Raw genomic sequence first — 17,267 nt, 5'->3', positions numbered from 1 at the left:
CAGAGAATTGCCGCCAGTTGGACACAGGGTGCGGTCGGTCGGTGCCGCTGCGCGCACGGATCACTCCATTTTTGCTGCCGCTCGCTCTTTATGTCCGATTTATGCGGGACATAAGTCTCTTGGAATGGCTGATTCCAACTGTTTGGAACACGGCCGTTAACCGTGCTGGAATTCAACTAACTAGCTAGTAGCACCGCCGGAAGGTTGTTGGTCGAGTGAGGCGAAGCAACTCGAGCCCCGCGGATGAACCCGCGCGCGGCAACTTCACCCCGCCGCAGCGCGCGGCCGCGTCGCACGTCGACGTACCCGTGGACCCACCGGCGAAGAGCGGCAGCACCAGCAGGTTCGCACCCCGTAACTGGCGTGTGCCGACCAAGCTGAACGCCATCCTGCTCGTACCCGTCCTCGTCGGACTGGTCATGGGCGGCTTCCAGGTGAAGGGCTCCGTCGACAGCTGGAACGAGGCCAAGGACGCCGAGAAGACGGCCCGCATCGTCCAGGCGGCGGCCGAATACGGCCAGGCCCTCCTCAACGAGCGCGACCTCACGGCCGAACCGCTCCTTAGGGGCGACGCCAACAACCCGGTCGTCGCGAAGGCCCGGGAGGCCACGGACACGGCCAAGGAGAGGTTCGCCCAGGCCTCCAAGGACCTCCCCTCGAACGCGAACCAGGGGCTCGCGCGCCGACTGGAGCTCTTCCGTCAGGAGGAGCCCAAGCTCGCGGCCGTCCGGCAGACGGCGTACACCGCGCAGGAGACGGACAAGAAGAACCCGCCCAGCGCGTTCGGTCCGATCCCGACCGAAGAGGGGTACGTGCTGGTCCAGCACTACCTCATGACCTTCTCCAACGAACTCGGCCTGGGCACCGGCAACGTCACCAGCTACGGCCGCATGGTCTACGCGGTCGAGCTGGCCAAGGCCGCCAACTCGCTCCAGCGCTCGGTCGGCACCCACCTGCTGGTCCGGCCGAACGAGAACGAACAGGTCCGCAAGGCCCAGCTCGTCGCCTTCGCCTCGTACGCCTACCTCGAGGACATCGCCATCGGCGAGTACGTCGCGGCCGGCACCGAGGACGACGTGAACCGCCTCAAGGAGGTCATGGGCAAGAAGTCGCAGGAGGGTGCTGCCAAGCTCGCGGCCGCCAAGACGCAGGCCGAGCAGGCCGGCACCGTCTTCAAGACTCCGCCCACGGTGAACGGCTCCGTGCTCACCGGCATGACCGAGGCGATAGCCGGCGGCGACAACAAGGCCAAGCTCGCCGCGAACGGCACCACGCCCCAGGCCTGGCAGGCCGCGGCCACCGCCAAGTTCGAGGGCTACGCCGAGATCGAGAAGGACCTGCTCGCCAAGGCGGTCACCGACTCCGTGGCGGTCTCCGACGAGGCCCGCAACGACGCCATCTGGACCGGCGCCGTCGTGGTCGTGGCCCTGCTCGCCGCCTTCATCCTGGCCGGCATGATGGCCCGCTCGATGAGCCGCTCGATGCGCCGGCTGCGTTCCGCCGCCTTCGACGTCGCCGAGCAGCGCCTGCCGATGCTCGTCGACCAGCTCTCGCGCACGGACCCGGGCAAGGTCGACACCCGTGTCGCGCCGATCCCGATCAACTCCCAGGACGAGATCGGCGAGGTCGCCCGCGCCTTCGACCAGGTCCACCGGGAAGCGGTCCGGCTCGCCGCCGAGCAGGCGCTCCTGCGAGGGAACGTCAACGCGATCTTCACGAACCTCTCCATGCGCAACCAGTCGCTGATCGAGGGCCAGCTGACCCTCATCACCGACCTGGAGAACAACGAGGCCGACCCGGACCAGCTGGAGAACCTCTTCCGCCTGGACCACCTGGCCACCCGTATGCGCCGCAACGGCGAGAACCTCCTCATCCTCGCGGGTGAGGAGCCGGGCCGCCGCTGGGACCAGCCGGTCCCCCTCGTCGACGTCCTGCGCGCCGCCTCCTCCGAGGTGGAGCAGTACGAGCGCATCGAGCTCTCGGGCGTCTCCGAGGCCGAGATCCACGGCCAGGCCGTGACCGACCTCGTGCACCTGCTCGCCGAGCTCCTGGAGAACGCCACCACGTTCTCCTCCCCGCAGACCAAGGTCCGCGTGAACGCCACGCGTCTGCCCGACGGCCGCGTCATGGTCGAGATCCACGACAAGGGCATCGGCCTCACCGCCGAGGACTTCGCGGACATCAACCACAAGCTGGCCAACCCGCCGACCGTGGACGCCGCGATCTCCCAGCGCATGGGTCTGTTCGTGGTCGGCCGGCTGGCGGACCGCCACAGCATCCGGGTCCAGCTGCGTCCCTCGGGCGAGGCCGCCGGCACCACGTCGCTGGTCATGCTGCCCGACGCGATCACCCATGGTGGTGGTGGCGAGGGGGTACCGGACGACGACTTCACGGTGTCGTCGATGATCCCGCAGCAGCCGGCGCAGCACGCCGTCCCGATGCGTACGGCCGCCGAGCTCGGCTTCGACGACTCCCGCTACGACAACCAGGGCGGCGACGCCCCGGGGCTGAACCCGGTCGGCCGCTCCCTGGCCCAGCAGGACCGCAGAGCCGCGCTCGAGGCCCAGGTCTACGGGCAGGAGCAGCAGGCCGAGTACTCCGAGCAGGAGTATGCGGAACCGCAGCCGGAGCACGGGTATCAGCAGTACCAGGACTACGAGCAGCAGCCCGAGCAGGGTTACGACACCTCGTACGACTCCCAGCAGGCCCATGGGGCCCAGCAGGGCTACGAGGCGTACCCGCAGCAGGACTACGCCTATCCGGAAGCCAACTACCCGGATCGGCAGCAGGGCGTCCAGGCGTACAACGGCGGCCACGGATCCCAGTCCCAGCAGGCCGAGTGGCCCGAGCAGAACACCTACTCCGGCGGCTACCAGCAGCGATACGGGACCGAATCGGAACCCCAGGCCGCTCCCGAACCCGCCCCGGAACGCGTAGGCTTCGACCGTCCGGGCGCCGCTGCCGACACCGGCCACGAAGTGACCGGAGCGGGCCTGCCGCGCCGCGGCAGCCAGCAGCAGTGGCAGCCGGCACAGAAGGAAGCGGAGTCCACCGGATCCCTCTTCGAGCAGCGGCCGCCGCGACAGCAGCAGCCCGCCGCCCCGGAGCGGGACGAGGAAGGCAGCAACGACTGGCGCTCGAACAACGACGAGCGCTGGCAGCAGGCCTCAAAACTCCGTGAGCCGAAGGCGGGCGGGGTCACCCCGTCCGGTCTCCCTCGGCGCGTGCCCAAGGCCAACCTGGTCGAGGGTGCAGCGGAGACGACCCCGCAGGGCGGCCCCCAGGTCTCCCGCGCACCGGAGGACGTCCGCGGCAGGTTGAGCAACCTGCGGCGCGGTGTCCAGCAGGGACGCAGCGCGGGTTCTGAGCAGTCAAGTAACAGCTATGACCAGGAGCGTTAGTGTGAGCCCGATGAGCCAGGCGGCACAGAACCTGAACTGGTTGATCACCAACTTCGTGGACAACACCCCTGGGGTGTCCCACACGGTGGTGGTCTCCGCCGACGGCCTTCTTCTGGCGATGTCCGACGGATTCCCGCGCGACCGCGCCGATCAGCTGGCGGCCGTGGCCTCCGGTCTGACGTCGCTGACCGCAGGAGCCTCCCGCATCTTCGAGGGTGGCGCCGTCAACCAGACCGTGGTCGAGATGGACCGGGGATTCCTCTTCCTCATGTCCGTCTCGGACGGATCTTCGCTCGCGGTGCTCGCGCACCCCGAGTGCGACATCGGCCTCGTGGGCTATGAGATGGCCCTCCTTGTGGACCGAGCAGGCAGTGTTCTCACTCCGGAACTGCGCTCGGAGCTGCAGGGAAGTCTTCTCAACTAGCAAACAGGCAGTGCGTTTCGCGTCATCGCACCATAGGGTGCGGTGGCGCGGTTCCACAGGGAGTACTGCGTTCTTGGAGTCGGAGGAGGAAACGTGACAACACCCGGAGGTCATCCTTATGGCGGCGCTCAGCAGCCGCAGGGTGGGCAGCACGACCAGAACCGCTTCAACTTTCCCTCCGCTCCCAGCCGGCCCGTGCCGGAGCACAACCCCTACCAGCAGCCGTACCAGCCCCAGCAGGCCCAGCCGCCTCAGCGGCCTTCGCAGCAGCCCCACCGGGGTACGCAGCCTCAGGCCCCCAAGGCCCACAACCCGCTGGTGCGTCCGTACGCGATGACCGGCGGCCGTACCCGGCCGCGCTACCAGCTCGCCATCGAGGCGCTGGTCAGTACCACGGCAGATCCCGCGCGGTTGCAAGGGCAGTTGCCCGAGCACCAGCGCATCTGCCGTCTGTGCCAGGAGATCAAATCCGTCGCGGAGATCTCGGCACTTCTCTCCATTCCTCTTGGTGTCGCCCGCATCCTCGTCGCCGACCTGGCGGAGGCGGGCCTTGTCGCCATTCACCAGCCCGGCGGCGACGAGTCTGCCGGTGGCCAGCCAGATGTGACACTGCTCGAAAGGGTGCTCAGTGGACTTCGCAAGCTCTAACGGCGGAGCGGCTCGCTCCACCACCTCCGCGAAGATCGTGGTGGCGGGCGGCTTCGGCGTGGGCAAGACCACGTTCGTCGGCGCGGTCTCCGAGATCAACCCGCTGCGCACCGAAGCCGTCATGACGTCCGCGTCGGCCGGCATCGACGATCTGACCCACACCGGGGACAAGACGACCACCACGGTCGCCATGGACTTCGGCCGCATCACCCTGGACCAGGACCTGATCCTGTACCTCTTCGGTACCCCCGGTCAGGACCGGTTCTGGTTCATGTGGGACGACCTCGTCCGCGGCGCCATCGGTGCCGTCGTCCTCGTCGACACCCGCCGCCTCGCCGACTGCTTCCCCGCGGTCGACTACTTCGAGAACAGCGGCCTGCCGTTCGTCATCGCCCTCAACGGCTTCGACGGGCACCAGCCGTACACGCCGGAGGAAGTCCGCGAGGCCCTGCAGATCGGCCCGGACGCTCCGATCATCACCACCGACGCCCGCCACCGCGCGGACGCCAAGAGCGCGCTCATCACGCTCGTCGAGCACGCCCTCATGGCCCGCCTGCGCTAGGCGCCACGGCTGACCCGAAAGGCCCCCGCACTCCTCGGAGTACGGGGGCCTTTCGGTCTTCGGTGGGGCGGTCCGGACACGACGGAGCCCCCGTACGTACGAAGGCTCGTACGTACGGGGGCTCGTCGGGACCGGGCTCTTCCGGTAGAGCTAGCCCTGCCAGCTGTGCGGGGCGCGGAAGCCGGGGGTGCGCTCCAGGCGCCGCCAGCGGGCCTGGGAGCCGATGCGGTGCACCGGGCGGGCCTCCGGGGTGGCGGCGGCGCGGGCGAGCAGGATCGCGGTGATCGCGGCCAGCTCCTCGGGGGCGGCGTTGCCCTTTTCGACGCGCAGCAGGGTGTCGGTGGTCTTGCTCATCGGTGGCAGGTCTCCTTCGCTGTTACTGCGGCGGGTTGCCGTGCTTGCGGGACGGCAGGTCGGCGTGCTTGCTGCGGAGCATCGCCAGGGCGCTGATCAGGGTTTCGCGGGTCTCCGCCGGGTCGATCACGTCGTCGACGAGACCGCGTTCGGCGGCGTAGTACGGGTGCATCAGCTCGGCCTTGTACTCCTTGACCATGCGCGCGCGCATCGCCTCGGGGTCCTCGGCCTCCGCGATCTGCTTGCGGAAGATGACGTTGGCGGCGCCCTCGGCGCCCATGACCGCGATCTCGTTGGTCGGCCAGGCGTACGTGATGTCCGCGCCGATGGACTGGGAGTCCATGACGATGTACGCGCCGCCGTAGGCCTTGCGCAGGATCAGCGAGATCCGCGGGACCGTGGCGTTGCAGTACGCGTACAGGAGCTTCGCGCCGTGGCGGATGATGCCGCCGTGCTCCTGGTCGACGCCCGGCAGGAAGCCGGGGACGTCCAGCAGCGTGATGATCGGGATGTTGAAGGCGTCGCACATCTGGACGAAGCGCGCGGCCTTCTCGGAGGCCTCGATGTCGAGGACGCCCGCGAGGTGGCCGGGCTGGTTCGCGACGATGCCGACGACCTGGCCGTCGAGCCGGGCCAGGGCGCAGATGATGTTGCGGGCCCAGCGCTCGTGGATCTCGAGGACGTCGCCTTCGTCGACGAGCTCCTCGATCACCTTGAGCATGTCGTAGGGGCGGTTGCCGTCCGCCGGAACCAGGTCCAGCAGGACGTCCGAGCGCCGGTCGGCGGGGTCGGAGGTCTCGTGGACCGGCGGGTTCTCCCGGTTGTTGGAGGGCAGCATCGAGATGAGGTAGCGCACCTCGGAGATGCAGGTCTCCTCGTCGTCGTACGCGAAGTGCGCGACGCCGGAGGTCTCGGCGTGCACGTCGGCGCCGCCGAGGCCGTTCTGGGAGATCTCCTCACCGGTGACGGCGCGGACGACGTCGGGGCCGGTGATGAACATCTGCGAGGTCTCGCGGACCATGAACACGAAGTCCGTCAGGGCCGGCGAGTACGCGGCGCCGCCGGCGCACGGGCCCAGCATGACCGAGATCTGCGGGATGACGCCCGAGGCCTTGGTGTTGCGCTGGAAGATGCCGCCGTAGCCGGCGAGCGCGGAGACGCCCTCCTGGATACGGGCGCCGGCGCCGTCGTTCAGGGAGACCAGCGGGGCACCGGCCGCAATGGCCATGTCCATGATCTTGTGGATCTTCGTGGCGTGGGCCTCGCCCAGGGCGCCGCCGAAGATCCGGAAGTCGTGCGCGTAGACGAAGACCGTGCGGCCCTCGACCGTGCCCCAGCCGGTGATGACACCGTCGGTGTACGGCTTCTTGCCCTCGAGGCCGAAGCCGGTCGCCCGGTGGCGGCGCAGCTGTTCGACCTCCTTGAAGGAACCCTCGTCGAGCAGCAGCGCGATGCGCTCGCGCGCGGTCAGCTTGCCCTTGGCGTGCTGCGCCTCGGTCGCCCGGTCACTGGGTCCACGCCGCGCCTGCTCGCGCAGGGAGTGCAGCTCGGCCACGCGCCCGCGGGCGTCCGTCGGCTCGCTCGGAGTCTGGTCCACAACGGTCATGTATCGACCTTACGAAGCGGTCGAAGAAAAACCTCCGTTGGTTCCACACAGTCTCGGGTGTGTTCCGCTGTCCGGCCCGGACAGAACCGCCACGTGATGCGCGGACACCACCAGGCAGGGCCGCCCTCCTTTGTGGAGTGTCCACAAAACAGCGCGACACTCCCCCTAGATGTTGAAATTTGAACGGAATAGGTCTAGCGTCAGTCTCGTTGAAAGTTCAACCAACACCGAGCAGGGCACCCCCCAAGGAGCAGATCATGGGTCTCTTCACCCGCCGCAGCCAGACCACCGACATCCAGGACGGCACCAACGCCGCCGTCGCCACCCTCGAGGTGGACCCGGCCCTGGCCGCCCTCACCGGCGACTACGTCATCGACGCAGCCCACAGCAGCATCGGCTTCACCGTCCGCCACGCGATGGTGACCAACGTCCGGGGCAGCTTCACCGACTACGCCGGCACCCTGCAGCTGGACGGGAGCGACCCGGCCCGTTCCGCCGCCTCCCTCGAGGTGAAGGTCGCCTCCGTGGACACCGGCATCGCCGACCGCGACGGCCACCTGCGCAGCGGGGACTTCTTCGACACCGAGGCCTTCCCGCTGATGACCTTCCGCTCCACCCGGGCGGCCCAGCTCGGCGGCGACAAGTACCGCATCACCGGCGAGCTGACGATCAAGGACGTGACCCGCCCGCTCTCCATCGACCTGGAGTTCAACGGCTCGGCCACGGACGTCTACGGCAACGAGCGCGTCGGCTTCGAGGGCTCCGCCGAGATCCTGCGCTCCGACTGGGGCCTGACCTGGAACGCCGCGCTGGAGGCCGGCGGCGTCATGGTCAGCGACAAGGTGAAGCTGACCTTCGACATCTCGGCCATCAAGCAGGCCTGACCCGCCTGACGCCGCCGGGACCGGGGGCGGTCCCAGGGGGTGTCCGGCGGATCAGGACCGGACAGCCCCTAGAAGCCGCCCCCGCCGTCGAACCCGCCGCCTCCGTCGAACCCACCGCCGCCGCCGAAGTCCCCTCCCCCGAAGTCGGAGGAGTTGAAGTCGGCGCCGGAGTAGTCCCCGCCGTCGTAGCCGCCCATGTCGGAGGCGTAGGCGGGGCTCGACATCATCGAGCCGAGCAGCGTGCCCACGAGCAGGCCGGGCAGGATGCCGCCGCCGAAGTATCCGCCCGCCCAGGGGCCGTACGCCGGGCCGGCGTCGTAGTACGGGCGCGGCCCGTACTCGGTGTCGACCGTGCGGACCATCGGGTCCTTGCCCTCGCGCAGGCGGACGGCGTCCGCCGCGCACACGGGGACGGTACGCGCCGCCCCGCCGGCCGGCGCCCAGCCGGCGTCCTCCGTACTCGGCCCGTGCCGCGGGTCGAAGAAGCAGGGCGAACGGCGCTCGGGCAGCGGCCTGCCCTGACGGCGGGCATCGAGGCTCGCCAGGGCGAACCGGCCGTCCTCCAGGGCCTGGGTGACTCCCCTGACCTCGTCGGGGTGCTGGACCGAGGCCATGATGTCCTTGGCCTTCTCGTACGAGTCGAGGCCCTTCTCGTAGTCCGCCCGCATGGCGTCGTCCGCGCCGGGCTCACCGGGGTGGAAGTCCAGCCGGTCGAGCTCCTCGCCGAACGCGGTGATGTCCTCGTCGACGACCACGCGCAGCTTCTCGATGGCCTCGCGCTGCGCCTCTTCCTTCTTCTTGCGGTTACGGCGCACCAGCGCGTACGCACCGCCGCCGCCGATGGCGGCCACCGCGCCGAGCGTGATCAGCCCGCCGACCGGGACCCCGCCGCCGCTGCCGGAGCCGCCCCAGGAGGCCGGGGCGCCGCCCTTGGCCTGGGCCAGGGCCTGGTCCACGAAGTTGTTCAGCTGCGTGCCCGCGTCCACGGGCCCGCCCGCCTTCACGGCATCGGTCAGATTGCGGACGGCGTTGGCGGGCATGACGGCCCTGTCGGCTCCGGCGTTGAAGCCGTCGCCGAGCCTGATCGCGTAGAGCCCGGTGATGCCGGTCTCGGCCCGGACCGTACGCAGCACGCTGTCGGCGGGGAACTCCGCGGTGGCCGGCAGTACGGCGACGAACACCGGCTTCCCGGCGTCCTTGATCTTCTTGGCCAGTGCGTCCGCCTGGGCCTTCGGCAGCTGAGCCTCGGCGCGGGGGTCCACGTAGACCGGGCCCTGCTTGAGCGCCTCCGCCACGGCAGCGGGTCCGGTGGCCGCCGATGCCTGCGGGGCGGCCACGAGGGCGGTCGCGGACAGGGCCAGCAGCAGACCGGCCAGCAGCCGACCGGAACGTACGGGTATCAGCCTGGTCCTCATATCCCCGACGCTACCGGAACCACCACTTTCCTGTGTGAGAAGGACATAAACCCCACCACCCCCGCCACGGGGGCGGGGGTGGTGGGGCGAGCGGGGCTCGGCTACTCGGCGGGTTCCACGCCGGCGTGGAGGAGGCCGTACGTGATGGCGTCCTCGAGGGCCTGCCAGGACGCGGCGATCACGTTCGGGGCGACGCCCACCGTGGACCACTCGCGGCTGCCGTCCGTCGTGGCGATCAGGACCCGGGTCGTGGACTCCGTGCCGTGCTTGCCCTCCAGGATGCGGACCTTGTAGTCGATCAGCTCGAACTTGGCCAGCTGGGGGTAGAAGCGCTCGAGGGCGACCCGCAGCGCCCGGTCCAGGGCGTTGACCGGGCCGTTGCCCTCCGCCGTGGCGACGATCCGCTCGCCCTTGGCCCACAGCTTCACCGTGGCCTCGTTGGCGTGGGTGCCGTCCGGGCGGTCCTCGACGATGGCCCGCCAGGACTCCGTACGGAAGTACTTGCGGGCGCGGCCCTCGACCTCCGCGCGCAGCAGCAGCTCGAAGGAGGCGTCCGCGGCCTCGTACGTGTAGCCCGAGAGCTCCCGCTCCTTGACCCGCTCGACGACCCGGGAGACCAGCGCGCGGTCCCCGCCGAGGTCGACGCCGAGCTCCTTGCCCTTGAGCTCGATGGAGGCGCGCCCGGCCATGTCGGAGACCAGCATCCGCATGGTGTTGCCGACCCGCTCGGGGTCGATGTGCTGGTACAGGTCCGGGTCGACCTTGATGGCCGAGGCGTGCAGGCCCGCCTTGTGCGCGAAGGCCGAGACGCCGACGTACGGCTGGTGCGTGGACGGGGTCAGGTTCACGACCTCGGCGATGGCGTGCGAGATGCGGGTCATCTCGGCGAGCGCCCCGACGGGCAGCACCCGGCGCCCGTACTTGATCTCCAGCGCGGCGACGACGGGGAAGAGGTTGGCGTTCCCGACCCGCTCGCCGTAGCCGTTCGCGGTGCACTGCACGTGCGTGGCGCCGGCGTCGACGGCGGCCAGGGTGTTGGCGACGGCGCAGCCGGTGTCGTCCTGGGCGTGGATGCCCAGGCGGGCCCCGGTGTCGGCGAGTACGGTCGCGACCACGGCGGTCACCTGGGCCGGCAGCATGCCGCCGTTGGTGTCGCAGAGGATGACGACGTCGGCGCCGGCCTCGTGGGCGGTGCGCACGACGGACTTCGCGTACTCGGCGTTGGCCCGGTAGCCGTCGAAGAAGTGTTCGCAGTCGACGAAGACGCGGCGGCCCTGGGCGACCAGGTGGGAGACCGTGTCCCGGACCATCTCCAGGTTCTCTTCCAGCGTGGTGCGCAGGGCGAGCTCGACGTGCCGGTCGTGGGATTTGGCCACCAGGGTGATCACCGGGGCGCCCGACTCGAGCAGGGCCCGCACCTGCGGGTCCTCGGCGGCCGAGCCGCCCGCCCGCCGGGTCGCGCCGAAGGCGACCAGCTGCGCGTTCTTGAAGTCGATCTCGGCCCGGGCGCGGGCGAAGAACTCGGTGTCGCGCGGGTTGGCACCCGGCCAGCCGCCCTCGATGAAGCCCACTCCGAAGTCGTCCAGGTGCCGCGCGATCGTCAGCTTGTCGGCGACGGTGAGGTTGATGCCCTCACGCTGGGCGCCGTCGCGCAGGGTGGTGTCGAAGACATGGAAGCTGTCGGTGTCGTCGGCGGGGTCTTGAGCCGGCGCTGTCGCCTCTGTCGTCGTCATGCTGATCTGACTCCTGTCGGATGAGTGGTTCCGGATACCCGCCCAAGGGCAGGCCGCTGCCACTGCCCCCATCATCCCGCGCAGTGCGTTCCCGGCAGGAGTGGAGCCGGGAAACGAAAAGACCTCTCGCGGGTGCGAGAGGTCTGCGCGCGGGTCTGGGGCACGATGGCCGCTTCCGCGAAGGTTTTCCACGGTTCAGCGGCCACTGCGGACCGGCGCGCTGCTGTCCATAATCATGAGCTGAGCAGGCACATCCGCAGTGTGTCATACCGTCTCACCGCAAGAGCGGCGCGTCTCACGATACGAGAGCCTCGTCAAGGAATTCCGAGACGTGGGCCAGGATGTCCGCCCGCCCTATCCCGGGCAGGCCGACGGCGACCTGGATGCTGAACCCGTCGAGCAGAGCCCGCAGCCGGGCGCCGAAGCGGTCGGGGTCCACGGGCCGGAACTCCCCGCGCGAGACGCCCTCGGCGAGCAGGGCCACCAGGTCGCGGTGCCAGGCGCCCTCGATGGCGGCCTGGCGTTCGCGTTCCTGCGCACCGGCGTTCTGCGAGCGGTTCCAGACCTCCAGCCACAGGGTCCAGTGCGGGTCCCGGGCCCCCTCGGGCACGTACAGGTCCACGTACGCCTGCAGTCGCTCGCGCGCCGGGCCGCGGCGGGACAGCAGGGCCCGCCGCTTCGCGCCCAGGGCCGCCTCGCTCCACTCCAGCGTCTGCAGCAGGAGCTCGTCCTTGCTGCCGAAGTAGTAGAGGAGGTGGCCGCTGCTCATGCCGACCTGACGGCCCAGCCCGGCCATGGTCAGGCCCTCCAGGCCGCGCTCGGCGATCGTGGCCATGGCGGCGACGAGTACGTCCTCGCGCGGCGGCGCGTTCTTCCGGACCGCGCGTACTCCACCCGCCGCCATGGGCCACTCCTTCGTCGATCCGCCTCGGGTCAGACCTTCGGCTGCTGCTGGGTGATGCAGTGGATACCGCCACCCCCGGCGAAAATCGTACGTGCGTCAACCAGGGTCACGGTCCGCTCGGGGAACAGGCCGCGGAAGATCTCGGCGGCCTCCTCGTCGCGCGGGTCGTCGAAGGAGCACAGCACGACGCCGCCGTTGCACAGGTAGTGGTTGATGTAGGAGTAGTCCACCCACTCCCCGTCCTCCTCCAGCACCGTCGGCGCCGGGATCTCCACGACCTCCAGCTGCCGGCCCTGCGCGTCGGTGGACGCGCGCAGGATGGCGGCGATGGTCTTGCAGCGCTCGTGGTCCGGGTGGGCCGGGTCGGGCTGGGTGTGGACCATCACCACGCCGGGGCGGGCGAAGGCGGCCACGATGTCGACGTGGCCCTGCGTGCCGTAGGTGCCGTAGTCGCCGGCCAGGCCGTACGGGAGCCAGATCGCCTTGGTGGTGCCGAGGTGGGCGTGGACCTCCTCCTCGACCTGCTGGCGGGTCCAGTCGGGGTTGCGCCCGGCGCCCAGCTGCACGGTGTCGGTGAGGAGCACGGTGCCCTCGCCGTCGACGTGGATGGCGCCGCCCTCGTTGACCAGCGGGGTGCTGTACGTACGGGTCCCGGCGAGGTCGGAGACGTGCCGGGCGACCTTGGAGTCGTGCTCCCAGCGGGCCCATTCCTGGGCGCCCCATCCGTTGAAGGTCCAGTCCACCGCGGCCAGTTCGCCGGCCTCGTTCGTGACGAACGTCGGGCCGATGTCGCGCATCCAGGCGTCGTCGAGCTCCCGCTCCACCAGCCGTACGTCCTCGCCGACAAGTGCGCGGGCGCTCTCCGCGTCGCCGGGCGAGACGACCAGGGTCACGGGCTCGTACGTGCGCACCGCGCGGGCGACGGCGCCCCAGGCCTCGCGGGCCTCGGCGAGCTCCTGCTCGTTGGTGAAGGTGGGGTTGGGGCTGGGCCAGGCCATCCAGGTCCGCTCGTGAGGCGTCCACTCGGCGGGCATCCGGAATCCGTGGTCCGTGGGCTTTGCAGTCATGGCAGGGGTCCTTTTACAAGAAGTACAGGCGGTTGAGGGAGACCGAGTCGGCCGCTTCGGAACGCAGCGGGTCGCCGTCGAGGGTGACGAGTCCGCTGCGCGCGTCCACGTCGACCGCGCCCACCCGGGAGTTGAGGAGGAGGTTCCCGGGGCCGATGCCGCGGGTGCCGCGGACGGCGACCCGGCGGCGCCGGGTCGGCATCTCGTCGCCGCCCAGGGCCGCTGCGGCGGCCGAGACGAAGGCGACGGAGATGTCGGCGGCGGTGGCTCCGTACGAGCCGAACTGCGGGCCGAGGACCAGCGGTTCGCAGGTGTCGGTGGCCGCGTTGGGGTCGCCGGTGACCCCGTACGCGGGGAAGCCCGACTTGAGGACCAGCTGCGGCTTGGCGCCGAAGAACTGGGGGCGCCACAGCACGATGTCGGCGAGCTTGCCGACCTCGATGGAGCCGATTTCGTGGGCCAGGCCGTGGGCGATGGCGGGGTTGATGGTCAGCTTGGCCATGTAGCGCAGGACGCGGGCGTTGTCGTCGCCCTCGCCGTCGCCTTCGAGTGGGCCGAGCTCGCCCTTCATCTTGGCGGCCATGGCGAAGGTGCGGCGGATGGTCTCGCCGGCGCGGCCCATGCCCTGGGCGTCCGAGGAGGTGATGCCGATCGCGCCCAGGTCGTGCAGCACGTCCTCGGCGCCCATCGTCCCGGCGCGGATCCGGTCGCGGGCCATGGCCGCGTCGCCGGGGAGGTCCGGCTTCAGGTCGTGGACGGAGACGATCATGCCGTAGTGCTCGGCGACCGCGTCCCGGCCGAAGGGCAGGGTGGGGTTGGTGGAGGAGCCGATGACGTTCGGCACGCCGGCCATCTTGAGCACGTTGGGGACGTGTCCGCCGCCGCATCCCTCGATGTGGAAGGCGTGGATGGTGCGGCCGTCCAGCACGCGCAGGGTGTCCTCGACGGAGAGGCACTCGTTCAGGCCGTCGCTGTGCAGGGCGACCTGGACGTCGTGCTCCTCGGCCACCCGCAGCGCGGTGTCCAGGGCGCGGGTGTGGGCGCCCATGTCCTCGTGGACCTTGAATCCGGACGCGCCGCCCTCGGCCAGCGCCTCGACGAGCGGGGCGGCGTCCGAGGACGAACCGCGGGCGAGGAAGCCGATGTTGACGGGCCAGGCGTCGAAGGCGTTGAACGCGTGCTTGAGGGCCCACGGCGAGTTGACGCCGACGCCCCAGACCGGGCCGAACTCCTGCCCGATGATCGTGGTGACGCCCGCGGCGAGCGAGGCCTCCATGACGCGCGGGGACAGCAGGTGGACGTGGGTGTCGACGGCGCCTGCGGTGGCGATCAGGCCCTCGCCGGAGACGATGCTCGTGCCGGTGCCGACGACGACGTCCACCCCGTCGAGGGTGTCCGGGTTGCCGGCCCGGCCGATCGCGTGGATCCGGCCCTCGCGGATACCGATGGAGACCTTGCGGATGCCGAGGACGGCGTCGATGACCAGCACGTTGCTGATCACGACGTCGCAGGTCTCGCGGACGGCCGCGGCCTTCAGGTGCAGGCCGTCGCGGGCGGTCTTGCCGAAGCCGGCCAGGAACTCGTCGCCCGGCTTCTGGGCGTCGTGCTCGACCCGGACGGTGAGCCCGGAGTCGCCGAGCCGGACCCGGTCCCCGGCGCGAGGGCCGAAGACGGAGGCGTACTCGTGGGGGTCGATGTGCCGGCTGCCCGGCGCACAGTGGTCGCTGTGCGGAGTCTTCTTGCTCATGCGGAGGTTCCTCCCGCGCGCGGGCCGTCGGTGTCGGGGGCGGCGGCCCCGGCCGCGTGCCCGTCCTCGGTGTCCTGGTGCGCCTCGGCGCCCAGGTAGCCGCATGCCGCCGCCCTCGTCAGCGCGAGCGACTTGGCGCCCGGGGCGTCCAGCGGACCGTCGACCAGGCCGGCGAAGCCGATCGCGATGCGGTCGCCGCCGATGGGGACGAGGCCGACCTCGGCCCCGCCGTGCGGGTCGAACCGTACGGACGAGCCGGCGGGCACGCACAGCCGCATGCCGTAGGCCGCGGCGCGGTCGAAATCGAGGCGGGGGTTGGCCTCGAAGAAGTGGAAGTGGGACGTGACGCTCACCGGCACGGAGGCCGTGTTGCGCACGTGCAGGTGCAGCAGCGGCTCCGGCTGGGGGGCGCCGGGGCCGGGTACGACGGCTCCGGGGGCGTCCTCGCCGAGCGGCACCGCGCCCCGGATCGGGGCCGAGACCACCGCCAGGCGGGACCCGTCGTCGAAGACGGCCTCCACGTGCACCTCGGTGACCACGTCGGCCACGCCGGGCAGGACGTCGTCCGGGCCCAGCACGCTGCGGGCCTCCTCGATGGCCTCCGCCAGCCGCTTGCCGTCGCGCGCGGCCTCGCAGACCGTGTCCGCGATGAGCGCGGTGGCCTCGGGGACGTTGAGCCTGAGTCCGCGGGCCCGCCGGGCCCTGGCCAGTTCCGCCGCGCTGCGCAGCAGCAGCCGGTCGCGCTCCGTAGGGGTCAGCCGCACGCCGATCCACCACCTTTTGAGTCGATGGGTTAGAGCATCACTCTAACTCTTCATTTCTCAGCAATGAAGCATTGACCTGAGACCTGGGCTTAGGTCACATTGAGTGTCGCTCAAACAAATGCGAACCACCCCCCGCCCTGCCAAGGGAGTCCCCCCATGCCCATCGAACAGCGCGGAGTCGACACCATCCCCGAGGAGGAGCGGACGAGCGGTCCCCGTGACCTGATCTCGATCCTGCTCGGCTCCAACCTCTGCCTCGGCGTGATCGTGTTCGGCTGGCTGCCCCCGTCCTTCGGACTGGGCCTGTGGCCCTCGGTCACCGCCATCGTGACCGGCACGCTGGTCGGCATCGCCTTCACCGCGCCGCTGGCGCTGGTGTCCCTGCGCACGGCGACCAACCTCTCCACCTCGAGCGGCGCCCAGTTCGGCGTACGCGGCCGGCTCGTCGGCTCGGTCGTCGGCCTGCTGCTCGCCCTCGGCTACACGGCGCTCACCCTGTGGATCGGCGGCGACGTGATGGCCGGCACGCTGTCCCGGCTCATCGGCCTGCCCGACACGGGCGCGACGCGGGCCGTGATGTACGGCGTACTGGCCGCCTGTACCGTCGTCGGGGCCGTCTTCGGCTACCGGCTGCTGCTGCGCATGAGCAAGGTCCTGTCCATCGGCATGGTGGTCCTGCTCGCCGTCGGCCTCTACGCCTACGCCCCCGACTTCACCACCGCCGCACCGCCGGAGACCGCGTACCTGCTCGGCTCCTTCTGGCCGACCTGGCTGCTCGCCGCCGTCGCCGCCGGACTCAGCGGCCCCGTCGCCTTCATCACCCTGCTCGGCGACTACACCCGCTACATCTCCCCCCGCAAGCACAGCTCCCGCAACGTCTTCTGGGCCACCTGTCTCGGCCTGCTGGTCGGCCTGCTGGTCCCGCAGCTGTTCGGCACCTACACCGCGCTCGCCGCCAAGGCCGGCGCCGACTACGCCGGGCCCCTCGTCGAGGCCGCGCCGTTCTGGTACCTGCTCCCGCTGCTCGCCGCCGCGGCGGCCGGCTCGGTGGGCAACGCCGGGCTGATGCTCTACTCCATGGGCCTCGACCTCGACGCCATCGTGCCGAAGGCGACCCGGGCCAAGGCCACGCTGGTCGCGGCAGGCGTCGCCACCGGGTTCGTCTTCATCGGTTCCTTCGAGTGGGACGTGCAGTCCGCGATGACCTCGTTCGTCCTGCTGCTGACCGCGATCGGCACGCCGTGGGCCGTGATCACCCTGATCGGCTACGTCCGCTGCCGCGGGCAGTACGACGCCGATGCCCTCCAGGTCTTCAACCGCCGCTCGGTGGGCGGGATCTACTGGTACCGGGCCGGCTGGAACCTCGCCGCCACGGTTTCCTGGGCCGTCGGCGCCGGGGTCGGCCTCCTCGCCGTGACCACCCCCTTCTACGAGGGCCCGCTGCTCGCCCTGACCGGCGGCGTCGACTGCTCCTTCGTCCTCTCCGCCCTGGCCGGCGGCCTGGTCTACACGGCACTGACGCTGCGGACCACGCGCACGACCGCGGCCGCCGCCGCACCTGCCGGCGCGGGCGACGCCGCGGGCAAGGTGGCGGTCGCCGTCGACTGACGACGGCCACCGGGACCGGTGCACGGCGCGGGCCCCGGGGGGGGGGGGGGGGGGGGGGTCCCCCCCCGGCCCGGGGGAACCTTCCCCCCCCCTTTCCAAAGCATGTTTTTCTGGCTTCCGCTTGGGGGTGCGCAGTTCCCACGGCCTGGG

At 70.6% G+C, this 17,267-nt stretch carries 14 protein-coding genes; 6 read left to right on the top strand and 8 right to left on the bottom strand.

All coding sequences use genetic code 11. The features are described from left to right. The first annotated feature begins 215 nt into the window (after positions 1-215). From ACZ5WG_RS03605 to ACZ5WG_RS03590, 4 genes are all read left to right on the top strand, one after another. Positions 216-3,401, top strand: coding sequence for a nitrate- and nitrite sensing domain-containing protein (locus ACZ5WG_RS03605; protein ID WP_468720300.1), 3,186 nt, complete (start codon positions 216-218; stop codon positions 3,399-3,401). 10 nt (positions 3,402-3,411) lie between these two features. Beyond that, the gene (locus ACZ5WG_RS03600; protein WP_008739857.1) at positions 3,412-3,825 is read left to right on the top strand and encodes a roadblock/LC7 domain-containing protein; all 414 of its coding nucleotides are present in this window, start codon (positions 3,412-3,414) and stop codon (positions 3,823-3,825) included. Between the two features lie 93 nt (positions 3,826-3,918). Further along, positions 3,919-4,473, top strand: a complete 555-nt coding sequence (locus tag ACZ5WG_RS03595; RefSeq protein WP_468720299.1) for a DUF742 domain-containing protein — start codon at positions 3,919-3,921, stop codon at positions 4,471-4,473. After that, positions 4,454-5,035: a GTP-binding protein gene (locus tag ACZ5WG_RS03590; RefSeq protein WP_037792108.1), complete on the top strand. Its 582-nt coding sequence runs from the start codon at positions 4,454-4,456 to the stop codon at positions 5,033-5,035. The genes ACZ5WG_RS03595 and ACZ5WG_RS03590 overlap by 20 nt, the downstream gene beginning before the upstream one ends. 150 nt (positions 5,036-5,185) lie before the next feature. Here ACZ5WG_RS03590 and ACZ5WG_RS03585 read toward each other — a convergent pair whose 3' ends face one another. Beyond that, entirely contained in the window at positions 5,186-5,389 is a 204-nt protein-coding gene (locus tag ACZ5WG_RS03585) for an acyl-CoA carboxylase subunit epsilon (RefSeq protein ID WP_468720297.1), read from the bottom strand. Between the two features lie 22 nt (positions 5,390-5,411). Continuing rightward, entirely contained in the window at positions 5,412-6,995 is a 1,584-nt protein-coding gene (locus ACZ5WG_RS03580) for an acyl-CoA carboxylase subunit beta (RefSeq protein ID WP_030304122.1), read from the bottom strand. Between the two features lie 257 nt (positions 6,996-7,252). Here ACZ5WG_RS03580 and ACZ5WG_RS03575 point away from each other — a divergent pair, with 257 nt between their 5' ends. Continuing rightward, positions 7,253-7,879, top strand: a complete 627-nt coding sequence (locus tag ACZ5WG_RS03575) for a YceI family protein (protein ID WP_468720296.1) — start codon at positions 7,253-7,255, stop codon at positions 7,877-7,879. A 68-nt stretch (positions 7,880-7,947) separates the two neighbouring features. On the opposite strand, the gene ACZ5WG_RS03570 is transcribed toward ACZ5WG_RS03575, so the two are convergent. From ACZ5WG_RS03570 to ureA, 6 genes are all read right to left on the bottom strand, one after another. After that, complete coding sequence (locus ACZ5WG_RS03570; protein WP_468720294.1) at positions 7,948-9,294, bottom strand: hypothetical protein; 1,347 nt, start codon at positions 9,292-9,294, stop codon at positions 7,948-7,950. 101 nt (positions 9,295-9,395) lie between these two features. After that, positions 9,396-11,027 (bottom strand): citramalate synthase, encoded by a 1,632-nt coding sequence (gene cimA, locus ACZ5WG_RS03565; protein WP_468720292.1) that lies wholly within the window; start codon positions 11,025-11,027, stop codon positions 9,396-9,398. A gap of 295 nt (positions 11,028-11,322) precedes the next feature. Then, positions 11,323-11,931, bottom strand: coding sequence for a TetR/AcrR family transcriptional regulator (locus ACZ5WG_RS03560; protein ID WP_468720291.1), 609 nt, complete (start codon positions 11,929-11,931; stop codon positions 11,323-11,325). Between the two features lie 29 nt (positions 11,932-11,960). Continuing rightward, a complete protein-coding gene (locus tag ACZ5WG_RS03555; protein WP_468720290.1) occupies positions 11,961-12,998 on the bottom strand; it encodes an agmatine deiminase family protein in 1,038 nt (345 codons plus the stop codon). Between the two features lie 13 nt (positions 12,999-13,011). After that, positions 13,012-14,745 carry an urease subunit alpha gene (locus tag ACZ5WG_RS03550; RefSeq protein WP_468720289.1) on the bottom strand — a complete coding sequence of 578 codons (1,734 nt, stop codon included), beginning with the start codon at positions 14,743-14,745 and terminating at the stop codon, positions 13,012-13,014. Further along, the gene (gene ureA, locus ACZ5WG_RS03545; protein ID WP_468720287.1) at positions 14,742-15,509 is read right to left on the bottom strand and encodes an urease subunit gamma; all 768 of its coding nucleotides are present in this window, start codon (positions 15,507-15,509) and stop codon (positions 14,742-14,744) included. Before ureA ends, ACZ5WG_RS03550 begins: the two co-directional genes overlap by 4 nt. 156 nt (positions 15,510-15,665) lie before the next feature. On the opposite strand from ureA, the gene ACZ5WG_RS03540 reads away from it, so the two are divergent. Next, a complete protein-coding gene (locus ACZ5WG_RS03540) occupies positions 15,666-17,117 on the top strand; it encodes a cytosine permease (protein ID WP_468720285.1) in 1,452 nt (483 codons plus the stop codon). Positions 17,118-17,267 lie beyond the last annotated feature (150 nt).

It is taken from the genome of Streptomyces sp. NPDC032745, from assembly GCF_055579465.1.
This window is presented reverse-complemented; position numbering and strand designations above follow the sequence as displayed.